Here is a 13,153-nt window from a genome sequence, read left to right as displayed (position 1 = left end):
GACGCGCCTCACGTTTCATTTTCGTTAGGGCGCGAACACATTCTCTTCATTCATTGTGCGAGCGGGAGATCCGTCAGACTCCGCGAGCGCCTGTCGAACAGTTTCGATGAGATCCACGGCGACCGGCGACGGGCTGCGCTGTACAGGAAGAACGGCAGCGAACTCGAATTCGATCCGCGGAAGAAAAGGCCGCGTGACGACGCCGCGCGTTGCAAACTCCTGCGCAGTGAAGGGATCGCAGATTGCAACGCCGAGCCCGGACGAGACCAGACCGCACATGATCTCCGACAAAGCTGTCTCCACGCGCAAAACGCGGCGGACGTCGTCGCGGTTAAAGGCCTGGTCGATCAGATGCCGACCGCTCGATCCAGCGGACAGCGAAATGAACGTTTCGCCCTCAAAATCGCGTGGCTGCAAAACCTGCTTCGCCGTCAGGCGATGCCCGACCGGCAGAATGGCGACGCGCGGCGGCGACGGCATCCGCAGGCTCGGCAGACCGGAATGGGCGATGGGGACTTCGGCGAAACCAATGTCGCACTGATTGTTCAGCACCCAATCGACAACAAGCGGTGAGATCACCCCGAAGAAGGAGAGTTTCAGGTTGGGACGTTCCTTAAGAAAATGGCCGGCAAGACGTGGCAGGTAGCCATTCGAGAGCGCCGGCAACGCCGCGATCCGCAAAGTGCCGGTCCGGCGGCCGCGTATTTCTTCGGCCGCAGCGGTGATGCGCTCGAGGCCCACAAACGAGCGCTCCACCTCCGTATAAAGCGCCGTCGCGGCCGCGGTGGGCACGAGCCCGGTGCCACGGCGTTCGAACAACTCCATTTTCAAGAGTGCCTGGAAGTCACGCAGGAGCCGGCTGACCGCGGGCTGCGTCACGGCCATCAACTTCGCTGCCTCGGTCACGCTGCCCGTCAGCATCGTCGCGCGGAAGGCTTCAACCTGTCGCGAATTGATCCGCGCCATTCCGGAACCTTTTTCCATAACATTTAGGTATGCAGAGGGTGCCATTATTCATTGGACGGCGAAAGCGTTGATTGCGATCTTTTTCATCAACACTGGAGGCCGCCTGTTTTTTCGGCAGTGCCGGTCAGGCCGGGGACGTTGCCCAGAACGACAGCCCTTGAGAGGCCTTGCCGTGACTGCCGGTCGCTTTGGCCGTCAGATCGTCAGCACATCGCCTCGTCCACGAATGGAGATGGATCCCATGAAGCTCCTCAACCTCCTGACAGCGGCCAGCATCACGGCGCTCACCGTGCTCCCGTCAGGCGCTTCGGCTCAGCAGAAGACGCTCTATGTCGCCGGCTACGGCGGATCGTTCGAGAAGACGATGCGCGATGAGGTGATTCCGGAGTTCGAGAAGGCAAATGGCGTCAAGGTCGAATATGTCGCCGGCAATTCAACCGACACGCTGGCCAAACTGCAGGCGCAGAAGGGCAATCAGCAGATCGACGTCGCCATTGTCGACGACGGGCCGATGTACCAGGCGATCCAGCTGGGCTTCTGCGGCAAGGTCGACGGCCTGCCTGCCGACCTCTACGACGCGGCCCGTTTCAAGGATGACCGGGCGGTCGGCGTCGGCCTGGTCGCGACCGGCCTGATGTACAATACGAAGGTCTTTGCGGAGAAGGGCTGGGCACCGCCGACCTCCTGGAATGACCTGAAGGATCCGAAGTACCAGAAGCAGATCGTCATTCCGCCGATCAACAACACATATGGTCTGCACACGTTGTTGATGCTGGCCAAGATGAACGGCGGCAGCGAGAGCAATGTCACCGCCGGTTTCAAGATATTGAAGGACGAGGTCAATCCCAACGTCCTGGCCTATGAGCCGTCGCCGGGCAAAATGACGGAGCTGTTCCAGTCCGGTCAGGCTGTGCTGGCGGTGTGGGGTTCGGCCCGCGTGCAGAGCTTTGCCAACACCGGCTTCCCGGTTGATTTCGTCTATCCCAGGGAAGGCGCAGTGACCCTGCTGACGACGGCCTGTCCGATTGCGAAGCCGAACGCCTCGCCGTTGGCATCGAGTTTCGTCAAGCTGCTGCTCGATCCGAAGGTCCAGCTCGTGATGCTGAAGGAGTATGGTTACGGGCCGGTGGTGAAATCGGTCGTCGTGCCGCCGGAACTCGGCAAAATGGCTCCGATCGGTGAGCGCACCACCAAGCTCTACACGCCTGACTGGAGCATCATCAACGAGAAGCGCGAGGAGTGGACCAAGCGCTGGAATCGCGAGGTCGAGCGCTGAACCACGATCGAACAACGGAGAGAGACTGATGTCTTTTCTCGAGCTCGACCGAGTGGGCAAACGCTTCGGCCCGACGACTGTCGTCGACGACTTCAGTCTTGTGGTCCGCAAAGGGGAGTTCATCTCCTTCCTTGGTCCGTCCGGCTGCGGCAAGACCACCACCTTGCAGATGATCGCAGGCTTCCTTGACCCATCCCGAGGCGCAATCCGGCTGGAAGGGAAGGATCTGACTGCAGTGCCTCCGGCGAAGCGCGGGCTTGGCATCGTGTTTCAGAGCTACGCGCTGTTTCCGCACCTGACGGCGGCTGAAAATGTCGCCTTCGGTCTCGAGATGCGGCGCGTGCCACGCGCCGAGCGCGGTGAGCGTGTTCGCGCGACCCTCGCCATGGTCGGGCTCGAAGGCTTCGAGGAGCGCTATCCGCGCCGGATGTCGGGTGGTCAGCAACAGCGCGTGGCGCTCGCCCGCGCTCTCGTCATCCGCCCGAGTGTCCTTCTACTCGACGAGCCGCTCTCGAACCTCGATGCCAAGCTGCGCGAGGAGATGCAGATCGAATTGCGGCAGATCCAGCGCAATCTCGGCACCACCACTATTCTCGTGACCCACGACCAGAGCGAGGCAATGTCCTTGTCCGATCGGATTGTCGTCATGAGCCAGGGACGCATCGAGCAGATCGGCACGCCGCAGGAGACTTATGAGCGGCCGGCCACGACCTTTGTGTCCCAGTTCCTCGGCAAGACCAATGATTTCGCCGCGGAGATTGATCGCGGCACGGCTCCGGCGCGGCTGATTGCAGGATCCTGGAGCGCGCCCGCGCCACCCGGAGTTGCTGGCCCCGTGACCATCAGCGTGCGCCCCGAACGGATCGGCTTCGGCGAGGCGGGGCTGACCGCTGCGGTGGTCACCCGCATCTTCCAGGGCAACCACTGGCTGTTCCAGTGCGACAGCGAATGCGGCCCGGCGATCGTCATCCGTCAGAATGATGGGACGCCGCAGCCGGCCGAAGGTGAAGCGGTGCGGCTCACCTGGCGGACCGAAGACATGAGCTTGCGCGCTCGAGGGTCCGTATGAGCGCGATGGTCGACACGGCTCCGGCGCATCCCGTTGCACCGGCGCGCGATGAGGGCCGTGCGTCGGCGCCGTGGGCGCTTGCAGCGCCGGCGCTGATGCTGTTCCTCGGCGTGCTGGTGATTCCGCTCGCGATGACGGTACTTCTGTCGTTCCATGACTGGGGCCAGTACAAAGGCATCGAGCCGGTGCTCATCCTGAAGAACTGGCACGAGATCGCGACCGATCCATACTATCTGGAGATGTTCGGGCGGACCTTCCGGATCGCTCTCCTTACCACCCTGATTACGGCCGTGCTCGGGGCGCCCGAGGCGTACATCCTCAACCGCATGGCCGGGCCCTGGAAGAGCTTCTTCCTGCTCGTGATCCTCGGCCCATTGCTGATCTCCGTCGTGGCGCGCACGCTTGGCTGGGCGTTGCTGTTCGGCGGCAACAACGGGCTCGTCAACAAGCTCCTGATGTCGCTCGGGCTGATCGATGCGCCGCTGCCTTTCATGTTCACCGAGACCGGCGTGGTCGTGGCGCTGGCGCATGTGATGATGCCGTTCATGGTGTTGTCGGTCTGGGCCGCGCTCCAACGCCTCGACCCGCAGATCGAGAATGCCGCGACCTCGCTCGGCGCCGGCTCGTTCACGATCATGCGGCGCATCATCATGCCGCAGATCATGCCGGGCGTGCTGGCGGGGGCCATTATCGTGTTCTCGCTCTCCGCAAGTGCGTTTGCCACACCCGCGATCATCGGCGGCCGCAGGCTGAAGGTTGCCGCGACACTCGCTTATGACGAGTTTCTCAACACGCTGAATTGGCCACTTGGCGCGGCTGTCGCCGTCCTTCTCCTGGTCGCGCTGGTGTTGATCGTCGTCGGCAGCAACGCGCTGATCGAGCGACGCTATGCGGAGGTGTTCCGATGAGACGGAATGGACCTCTGGCGCTGACGTTCCATGCGATCTTCGTCATCGTCATGCTGGCGCCGATCGCGGTCGTCTGCCTCGTCGCCTTCACACCTGAAGGCTACCTGTCGCTGCCGACCAACGGTTTTTCGCTGCGCTGGTTCAGGGCGATTGCGAATTACCCCGAGTTCGTCCGTGCATTCTGGGTCAGCCTCGGTCTCGGCGCGCTGTCCTCCTTGATGGCACTGCTGTTCGCCATCCCCGCCGCGCTTGCCATCGCGCGTTACAAGTTTCGCGGTCGCGACACGCTTGCGGCGCTGTTCCAGTCGCCGCTGATGATTCCGCATGTGGTGCTTGGCATCGCCTTTCTGCGCTTCTTCACCGCGATCGGCATGGGCGGCACGTTCGGGGCACTGCTGGTCGCGCATGTGATCGTCGTGTTTCCGTTTGCGCTCCGCCTGACTCTTGCCGCCGCAACCGGCATGGACCGTTCGGTGGAAATGGCGGCGATTTCGCTCGGCGCGGGCGGCTGGACGCTGTTCCGTCGCGTGACGTTGCCGCTCATCCTGCCCGGCGTCGTCAGCGGCTGGGCCTTGGCCTTCATTCAGTCCTTCGACGATCTGACGATGACCGTCTTTCTCGCAACGCCGGGCACCGAGACGCTGCCCGTTCGCATGTTCCTTTACATCCAGGACAATATCGATCCGCTGGTGACCTCGGTCTCTGCCTGCGTGATCGCGATCACCATGGCTGCCCTCGTTCTGCTGGACCGCTTCTACGGGCTCGATCGCGTGCTTGCGGGCAAGAGCGACACCGGTCGATAGAAGGGCTGGCGACAGGAGAACTCATGCATCGCGATTATGACGTCGCCGTTGTCGGCGGCGGCTTACTTGGCTCCGCTATCGCCTGGGGTCTCGGCCGGCTCGGCAAGAAGGTTGCCGTTCTCGATGAAGGCGACCTCACGCGCCGCGCGTCACGCGCGAACTTTGCGCTGGTCTGGGTGCAGAGCAAGGGGCTCGGCATGGCCGCCTACACCGGCTGGACGGTGCGGGCGTCCGAGAGCTGGGGCAGGCTGGCTGCGGAATTGAAAGAGCAAACGGGCCTGGATGTCTGCCTTCAGCAGAATGGCGGCTTCCATCTCACGCTTGGCGAGGATGAGTTTGAGCACCGCGGTCAGCTTGTCACGCGCATGCACAACCAGGTCGGTGCCGCCGACTACAAGATGGAAATGCTGTCGGCATCCGAGGTCAAGAAGATGCTGCCGATGATCGGTCCGGAGGTCTCCGGCGGCAGTTTTTGTCCGCTCGATGGTCACGTGAACTCGCTCCGCACGTTCCGCGCCTTCCATACCGGCTTCAGGGAGTTCGGCGTTGACTATCTCCCGGAGCAGCCGGTCTCGCAGATCGCCCATCGCGGCGGTGAGTTTGAGCTGACGACGCCGAAGGGTGAGATTCATGCCGGCAAAGTCGTGCTCGCTGCAGGAAATGCCAACCAGACGCTGGCGCCGATGGTCGGTTTGTCGGCGCCCATGGCTCCGACACGCGGTCAGATCTTGGTGACGGAGCGCACGGTGCCGTTCCTGCCGCATCCGCTGACCACGATGCGGCAGACCGACGAGGGGACGGTGATGATCGGCGACAGCAAGGAAGACATCCTTGATGATCGCGAGCTGAACCAGGGCATCAATGCGGTCATGGCGGATCGTGCACAGCGGATGTTTCCTCATCTGGCGCGCCTCAACGTCATCCGAAGCTGGTCCGGCATTCGCGTCATGCCGCAGGATGGCTTTCCGATCTACGACCAATCGGTGAGCCATCCCGGCGCTTTCGTCGCCTGCTGTCATTCCGGCGTGACGCTCGCCTCGAACCACGCCTTCGAGGTCGCGCGCATGGTCGCGGCAGGTGCGCTCGAATCCGGGTTGGTCGGTGCGTTCTCGGCCAGTCGTTTCGTCATGAACACCGCTGCCGCAGGCAACTGTCACCACTGACTTCAGAAGGAGCCCTGGAGGCATCCCATGTTCAAACGATCCGATCAGGACCAGCGACCATCGGTGCAGATCTTCGTGGACGGAGTGGCCGTCCAGGCCCGCGGGGGCGACACCGTCTCCGCGGCGCTGCTGGCGTCGGGCCGCGACGTGCGCCGCAAGACTGCCGTCAGCGGGGCACCGCGCCTGCCTTATTGCATGATGGGCGTTTGCTTCGATTGCCTCGTGACGGTCGACGGCGTCGGTAACCGCCAGGGCTGTCTGGTGCCGGTCGCCGAAGGCATGACGATCGAGATCCAGAAGGGCAAGCGGGAGATCGAACGATGACAACCATCGCCAAGCGCGACAGCTACGATGTCGTCGTGGTCGGCGCCGGGCCTGCCGGGTTGGCTGCCACGGCGATGCTTGCTGAGGCCGGCCTGTCGACCCTGTTGCTGGACGAGAATGCCGGTCCGGGCGGACAAGTCTGGCGGGCGATTGCCTCTACGCCCGTGACCAAGCGTGAGCAACTCGGTGCGGACTATTGGGCGGGCGAGGATCTCGTGCAGAAGGTTCGCGCGAGCAGTGCCGAAATCATTCAGCGCGCGACTGTCTGGAGTCTCGATTGCAACCTCGAGATCGGCGTTTCGGCCGGCGGAGTCTCGATGTTCGTCAAAGCACGCCGTGTCATCCTTGCAACCGGCGCGCAGGAGCGCCCCTTTCCGATCCCGGGCTGGACCTTGCCGGGCGTGATGACGGCAGGTGCGGCGCAGACAATGCTGAAGTCGTCGGCGCTGGTGCCGGATGGGCGCACCATTGTGGCAGGGCAGGGGCCGCTGTTGTGGTTGCTTGCAGCACAGATCCTGCGCCTCGGTGGTCGTATCGATTGCATTCTCGATACGACCGAGCGTCGGAACTATTTCGGCGCGCTGCCGCACGCGTTCACCTTTCTCACCTCGCCTTATTTCGCCAAGGGATTGGCGCTGATGAAGGAGGTGCGCGCGAAGGTGCCGGTCGTGAAAGGCGTCAGCGAGCTTGCCGCCACCGGGGACGGTCAGCTGACGAGCGTGACGTATCTGGCTGGCGGCCGGCGTCAGACCGTGCCTGCAGACCTGCTGCTGCTGCATCAGGGCGTCGTACCCAACGTCAACCTGGCGATGGCGGCTGGCATCGAACACCGCTGGGACGATCGGCAATTGTGCTGGTCACCGGTGCTTGATGGCGATGGCAACTCGTCCGTTCAGGGCATTGCGATTGCGGGCGACGGTGCCGGCATCGGCGGTGTGGACGCGGCAGTGTTTCGCGGTCGTATCGCCGCGCGTGCGACGGTGGAAGCGCTTACGCCGGCGGCTGCCGCTGGGCTTGCGCCGACCGCGTCGTTCAGAGCGGACCTCGCTCGCGCCGAGCGCGGCCGTGCGTTTCTCGATTGCTTATTCCGCCCCGCGCCGCAGTTCCGAATTCCTTCGGGCGATACCATTGTCTGCCGCTGCGAAGAGGTCACAGCGAAAGACATTCTCGATGCGGTGGCAATAGGGGCGACTGGCCCCAACCAGCTCAAGGCCTATCGGCGTACCGGCATGGGTCCGTGTCAGGGCCGGCTCTGCGGTCTCACTGTTACCGAGCTGATGGCGCAGGCCCGCGGCAAGAGCCCGCAGGAGATCGGCTATTACCGGCTGCGTGCTCCCGTGAAGCCGATCACGCTCGCCGAACTGGCGGCCGGTCCGAAGACCGATGCGAGCGTCAAGGCGGTGGTGCGCGGATGACAAAGCTCGTGGATGCGATCGTCGTAGGCGGCGGCATCCATGGCTGCTCGACCGCGCTTCACCTCTGCCTTGCCGGGATGAAGCCGGTGTTGATCGAGAAGGACTATGCCGGTCGTCATGCTTCGGGGGTGAATGCCGGCGGCGTCCGTCAGCTGTCACGACATATTCCCGAGATCCCGCTCTCGATCCGCTCGATGGACATCTGGGAGCGCATTCAGGAACTGCTGGATGACGATTGCAGCTTCGAAAGTCATGGCCAGGTTCTGGTCGCCGAAGATGCGGCAGAACTCGAAGCATGTCGCGCCCGCGTCGCGGAGCTGAATGCCCTGGGCTTCACGCATGAGGAGTTGATTGACGCCCATGAGCTGCGGCGGCTCGTTCCGGCTGTGGCGGAGACCTGTCCTGGTGGCGTGGTGTCGCGACGCGACGGCGCGGCAAATCCGGCCCAGACGACGACTGCATTTCGGCGCAAGGCGTCTGCGCTGGGCGCGACTGTCCGAGAGGGCGTCGCGGCGAACAACATTCGGCAGCGCAATGGATTATGGCAGGTGGACGCCGGAACGGAGAGCTTTGCCGCGCCGGTGCTTGTCAACGCCGCCGGCGCGTGGGCAGGCAGGATCGCCGCGGCACTGGGAGAGCCGGTGCCGGTCGAGACTGTCGCACCGATGCTGATGATCACGTCACGCGTGCCTCACTTCATCGATCCGGTCGTGATCCTGCGAGGCCGCAAACTGTCTTTCAAACAATTTGCCAATGGCACGGTTCTGATCGGTGGCGGCCATCTGGCAACGGCGGATCAGGATCGCAACGAAACCGTGCTGGACTGGAGCAGCCTGGCCGTGAGCGCGCGTACGGTGTTCGAGCTGTTTCCGATCATGCGCGGCGCGACAATCGTCCGGGCCTGGGCCGGTATCGAGGCGCGGACGCAGGATGACCTGCCGGTGTTCGGGCCCAGCGGCCGCCACAAGGGCCTCTATCACCAGTTTGGTTTCTCGCTGCACGGCTTCCAGCTTGGCCCCGGCGCCGGCGCGGTCATGTCGGAGCTGATCGTGAACGGCGGCAGCCAGACCCGGGTCGGCGACCTCGGCATCGGTCGCTTCTCACCCTCCACATCCTAACCAGAAAATGAGGATCCCATGAGCATTACCCGCAACATCCGCACGCCCATCATGCACCGTGCGGTCGAAGCCAACGGTTTTGTCTTCGTCGGCGGCACGATCGCCGATGACACCAGCGTCTCGATGGGCGAGCAGACCCGCAACATCCTCACCAAGATCGGTGGCTATCTGAAAGAGGCGGGAACCGACGCGTCCCGCGTGGTCAGCGCCTCGATCTTCGTCACCGATCTCTCCAAGAAGAAGGAGATGGATGCCGCTTGGACGGAGTTCTTCGGCGACAATCTGCCGACGCGTGCGACGGTCGGTGTTGCGGACCTCGGCGGCGGCGCCCTGATTGAAGTGGTGGTTACCGCACTTAAAGCCTAAGCGCTGCCCGGTGAGTGCCGGCGAAGCGTCGCCAACGCCGGCACGATCACCGGGACCGTGACACGTCGAAGAATTGAGCTGCCAGAGACTTACGAGACGGCCTTGCGGAGCGGGCGGACCTTCAGCGTATCGAGCCGGTCACCGATGGCGCCGACAATGAAACGCGCAGTGATCGGCGTGCCGTCATAGTGCAGGATCGGCACCAGCCGCACCGGATCGATGCCGAGCTCGTTGACGATCAAGGACCGCATCTGCGAGTCGCGGTTCTGCTCGACCACGAAAACGAAATCGTGGTCGGCAATGAAGCTGGCGACGTCCTGGTGGAACGGGAAGGCGCGAATCCGCAGCATGTTGAGGTGATAGCCGTTGGCTGCGAGCGTCTCTGCCGCCTCGTCCATCGCTGGTGACGTCGAGCCATAGTAGATCACGCCATAGCGCGTTCCCTTGACGGAATCCTTGCGCAACGGCTTCGGCAGAATGTCCTTTGCCGTGTCGAGCTTGCGCAACAGCCGCTGCATGCCCTCGACATAGGCCGAGCCTTGTTCGCTATAGCGCGCGCGGCTGTCATGCGACGTGCCGCGGGTGAAGAACGCGCCCTTGTCTGCATGTGTGCCGGGGTAGGTGCGATACGGGATACCGTCGCCGTCCACGTCCATGTAGCGGCCGAAGTCCTTGGCCTTCTCGAGCTCGTCCGCCGACAGCACCTTGCCGCGATCATACTGGCGTTTGTCATCCCAGGTCAGCGGGCGGCAGAGGCGGTGATTCATGCCGATGTCGAGATCGATCATCACGAACACCGGGGTCTGCAGCCGGTCCGCGACGTCGAATGCATCGGCCGCAAAATCGAAAGTCTCGGCCGGGTCTTCCGGGATCATCAGTGCATGCTTGGTGTCGCCGTGCGAGGCGTAGGCACACGCCATGATGTCGCATTGCTGTGTGCGCGTCGGCATGCCGGTCGAGGGGCCGGCGCGCTGCACGTCGAACACCACCGCCGGAATTTCCGCGAAATAGGCGAAGCCGAGAAACTCCTGCATCAGCGATATGCCGGGGCCCGAGGTCGCTGTGAACGCACGCGCACCGTTCCAGGCGGCGCCGATCACCATGCCGATCGACGCAAGTTCGTCTTCGGCCTGCACGATCGCGTATTTCGCCTGGCCCGTCGCGGGATCGTGACGGAATTTCTTGCAGTAGTTTGCAAATGCCTCGGCCAGCGACGACGACGGCGTGATCGGATACCAGCCGCATACGGTGGCGCCGCCATAGACCGCGCCGAGCGCGGCCGCGGCGTTGCCCTCGAGCAGAATACGGTGGCCAACGTCGTTTGCACGCTTGATGCGCAGGCCGATCGGCTTGAGATTCGCTTTCGCCCAGTCCTTGCCCATGTGCAACGCATGCACGTTCGGCGGAATCAGTTTGTCCTTGCCTCGATACTGCTCACCGATCAGCTTTTCGACTTCGGCGAAGTCCATGCCGAACAGCTCGGTGAGGACGCCGAGGCAGATGATATTCTTGAACAGCTGCCGCTGGCGCGGATCGGTATATTCCTTGTTGCAGATCGCGGTCAGCGGTACGCCGATCACATTGATGTCGGTGCGCATCTTGCCGGGCGGCAGCGCGCGGGTGTTGTCGTAGAGCAGGTAGCCGTCCGGTTCGATCGATGCGACGTCCGCGTTGAACGTCTGCGGGTTCATCGCCACCATGAAGTCGGTGCCGCCGCGCGCGCCGAGGTGGCCTTTGGCCGAGACGCGGATCTCATACCAGGTCGGCAGACCCTGAATGTTCGACGGAAACACATTGCGCGGCGCGACCGTCACACCCATGCGCATGATCGCGCGTGCGAACATCTCGTTGGCGGACGCCGAACCGGAGCCGTTGACGTTGGCGAAACGGATGACGAAATCGTTGACGGCTTCTATCGGCATGCCGGTCCTGCGTGAGTCATTTCGAGATAGAACTTGTTCATGTCCCACGCTCCGGTCGGGCAGCGCTCCGCGCACAGGCCGCAGTGCAGGCAGACGTCTTCGTCCTTCACCATCACACGACCCGTCTTGAGGCCATCCGCGAGATAGAGCGACTGGTCCTTGTTGCTGGCCGGCGCCCGCAAGCGTTCGCGCAGGTCATCCTCATCGCCGTTGCTGGTGAAGGTGATGCAGTCCATCGGGCAGATGTCGACGCAGGCATCGCATTCGATGCACAACGGGGCGGTGAAAACGGTCTGTACGTCGCAGTTCAGACAGCGTCCGGCTTCCGAAAGCGCCAGGTTCGGGTCGAAACCAAGCTCGACTTCCGCCTTGATGTCGGACAGCGCCACGGCGTTCTCACGGTGCGGAACAGCGTAGCGCTCATCGAGCACGACCTCGTTTTTGTAGCTCCATTCGTGGATGCCCATTTTCTGATTGACGACGGTGACGGCGGGCAGGGGACGAACAGCGATGTCCTCGCCGTTCAGCATCTTGTCGATCGAGACGGCAGCCTCGTGGCCGTGCGCCACCGCCCAGATGATGTTCTTGGGGCCGAACGCAGCGTCGCCGCCGAAGAAGATCTTCGGGTGAGAGGAGCGGAACGTCGTCTGGTCGACGACCGGCATGCCCCATTCGTCAAAGTCGATGCCGATCTCGCGCTCGATCCATGGAAACGCATTTTCCTGGCCGACGGCAACCAGCACGTCGTCGCATTCGAACGTCTGGTCCGGCTCGCCGGCGTTGACCAGCTTGCGGCGGCCCTTGGCGTCGTATTCGGCGCGAACCTTCTCGAACACCATGCCGGTCAGTTTGCCGTTAGTGTGCAGGAACGCCTTCGGCACCAGGTAATTGTGGATCGGAATGCCTTCGCGGGCGGCATCTTCCTTCTCCCACGGCGAGGCCTTCATCTCCTCGAAGCCGGAGCGCACGATCACTTTCACGTCGCTGCCGCCAAGCCGGCGCGCCGAGCGGCAACAGTCCATGGCGGTGTTGCCGCCGCCGAGCACGATCACGCGCTTGCCGATCTTGTCGATGTGGCCGAACGAGATGCTGGATAGCCAGTCGATCCCGATGTGAATGTTGGCGGCGGCCTCCTTGCGGCCGGGAATGTCGAGATCGCGGCCGCGCGGGGCTCCCGAGCCGACGAAGATAGCGTCGTAACCCTGGTCCAGCAGTTTCTTCATGCTGTCGACGTATTCACCTCCTCGGAATTCGACGCCGAGGTTGAGAATGTAGCCGCATTCCTCATCGATCACGCTGTCGGGCAGGCGAAACTTCGGGATCTGTGAGCGGATCATGCCACCGGCGCGCTTGTCGCCGTCGAACACGACACATTCATAGCCAATCGGTGCAAGGTCGCGCGCAACGGTGAGGGAGGCGGGTCCGGCTCCGACAAGGGCGATGCGCCTGCCATTTTTCGTCTTCGCAGGCTGCGGAAGCAGCGCCTGGATGTCGTCCTTGTAGTCGGCTGCAACGCGCTTGAGCCGGCAGATCGCGACCGGTTCTTCCTCGACCCGCACTCTGCGGCAAGCCGGCTCGCAGGGACGGTCGCAGGTTCGGCCGAGCACGCCCGGAAACACGTTGGATTTCCAGTTGATCATGTAGGCGTCGCTGTAACGGCCCGCCGCGATCAGCCTGATGTATTCGGGAACGGGCGTATGGGCAGGACACGCCCACTGACAGTCGACCACCTTGTGAAAGTAGTCGGGGGCCGCGATATTGGTCGGTCTCATTCCCACCTCATCCACGCGGCAGCGCAGGCCGCGCCACGTGGTCAGTTAGTT

At 63.2% G+C, this 13,153-nt stretch carries 12 protein-coding genes; 9 read left to right on the top strand and 3 right to left on the bottom strand.

What is annotated here, in order from left to right:
• Positions 1–24: 24 nt before the first annotated feature.
• Entirely contained in the window at positions 25–966 is a 942-nt protein-coding gene (locus tag RCO31_RS01755) for a LysR substrate-binding domain-containing protein (protein WP_308966467.1), read from the bottom strand.
• Between the two features lie 241 nt (positions 967–1,207).
• Here RCO31_RS01755 and RCO31_RS01750 point away from each other — a divergent pair, with 241 nt between their 5' ends.
• The 9 genes from RCO31_RS01750 to RCO31_RS01710 are packed head-to-tail and all read left to right on the top strand — an operon-like array spanning position 1,208 to position 9,408.
• Positions 1,208–2,242, top strand: coding sequence for an ABC transporter substrate-binding protein (locus RCO31_RS01750; protein ID WP_308966466.1), 1,035 nt, complete (start codon positions 1,208–1,210; stop codon positions 2,240–2,242).
• A gap of 28 nt (positions 2,243–2,270) precedes the next feature.
• Entirely contained in the window at positions 2,271–3,311 is a 1,041-nt protein-coding gene (locus RCO31_RS01745; RefSeq protein WP_308966465.1) for an ABC transporter ATP-binding protein, read from the top strand.
• 5 nt (positions 3,312–3,316) lie between these two features.
• Complete coding sequence (locus RCO31_RS01740; RefSeq protein ID WP_374991411.1) at positions 3,317–4,219, top strand: ABC transporter permease; 903 nt, start codon at positions 3,317–3,319, stop codon at positions 4,217–4,219.
• A complete protein-coding gene (locus RCO31_RS01735) occupies positions 4,216–5,022 on the top strand; it encodes an ABC transporter permease (protein ID WP_308966463.1) in 807 nt (268 codons plus the stop codon). The genes RCO31_RS01740 and RCO31_RS01735 overlap by 4 nt, the downstream gene beginning before the upstream one ends.
• 23 nt (positions 5,023–5,045) lie before the next feature.
• On the top strand, positions 5,046–6,185 hold the full coding sequence (locus RCO31_RS01730; RefSeq protein WP_308966462.1) for an FAD-dependent oxidoreductase: 1,140 nt from the start codon (positions 5,046–5,048) through the stop codon (positions 6,183–6,185).
• 27 nt (positions 6,186–6,212) lie between these two features.
• Positions 6,213–6,509, top strand: coding sequence for a (2Fe-2S)-binding protein (locus RCO31_RS01725; protein WP_308966461.1), 297 nt, complete (start codon positions 6,213–6,215; stop codon positions 6,507–6,509).
• On the top strand, positions 6,506–7,924 hold the full coding sequence (locus RCO31_RS01720) for an NAD(P)/FAD-dependent oxidoreductase (RefSeq protein ID WP_308966460.1): 1,419 nt from the start codon (positions 6,506–6,508) through the stop codon (positions 7,922–7,924). The genes RCO31_RS01725 and RCO31_RS01720 overlap by 4 nt, the downstream gene beginning before the upstream one ends.
• Positions 7,921–9,042 (top strand): FAD-dependent oxidoreductase, encoded by a 1,122-nt coding sequence (locus RCO31_RS01715; protein ID WP_308966459.1) that lies wholly within the window; start codon positions 7,921–7,923, stop codon positions 9,040–9,042. Before RCO31_RS01720 ends, RCO31_RS01715 begins: the two co-directional genes overlap by 4 nt.
• Before the next feature lie 18 nt (positions 9,043–9,060).
• Positions 9,061–9,408 carry a RidA family protein gene (locus RCO31_RS01710; RefSeq protein ID WP_308966458.1) on the top strand — a complete coding sequence of 116 codons (348 nt, stop codon included), beginning with the start codon at positions 9,061–9,063 and terminating at the stop codon, positions 9,406–9,408.
• An 89-nt stretch (positions 9,409–9,497) separates the two neighbouring features.
• On the opposite strand, the gene RCO31_RS01705 is transcribed toward RCO31_RS01710, so the two are convergent.
• Positions 9,498–11,330: a 2-oxoacid:acceptor oxidoreductase subunit alpha gene (locus RCO31_RS01705; protein ID WP_308966457.1), complete on the bottom strand. Its 1,833-nt coding sequence runs from the start codon at positions 11,328–11,330 to the stop codon at positions 9,498–9,500.
• Entirely contained in the window at positions 11,321–13,102 is a 1,782-nt protein-coding gene (locus tag RCO31_RS01700; RefSeq protein ID WP_308966456.1) for an FAD-dependent oxidoreductase, read from the bottom strand. The genes RCO31_RS01705 and RCO31_RS01700 overlap by 10 nt, the downstream gene beginning before the upstream one ends.
• Positions 13,103–13,153 lie beyond the last annotated feature (51 nt).

The organism is Bradyrhizobium sp. LHD-71 (assembly GCF_031157255.1).
In the GTDB taxonomy this organism is placed as follows: domain Bacteria; phylum Pseudomonadota; class Alphaproteobacteria; order Rhizobiales; family Xanthobacteraceae; genus P52-10.
This window is presented reverse-complemented; position numbering and strand designations above follow the sequence as displayed.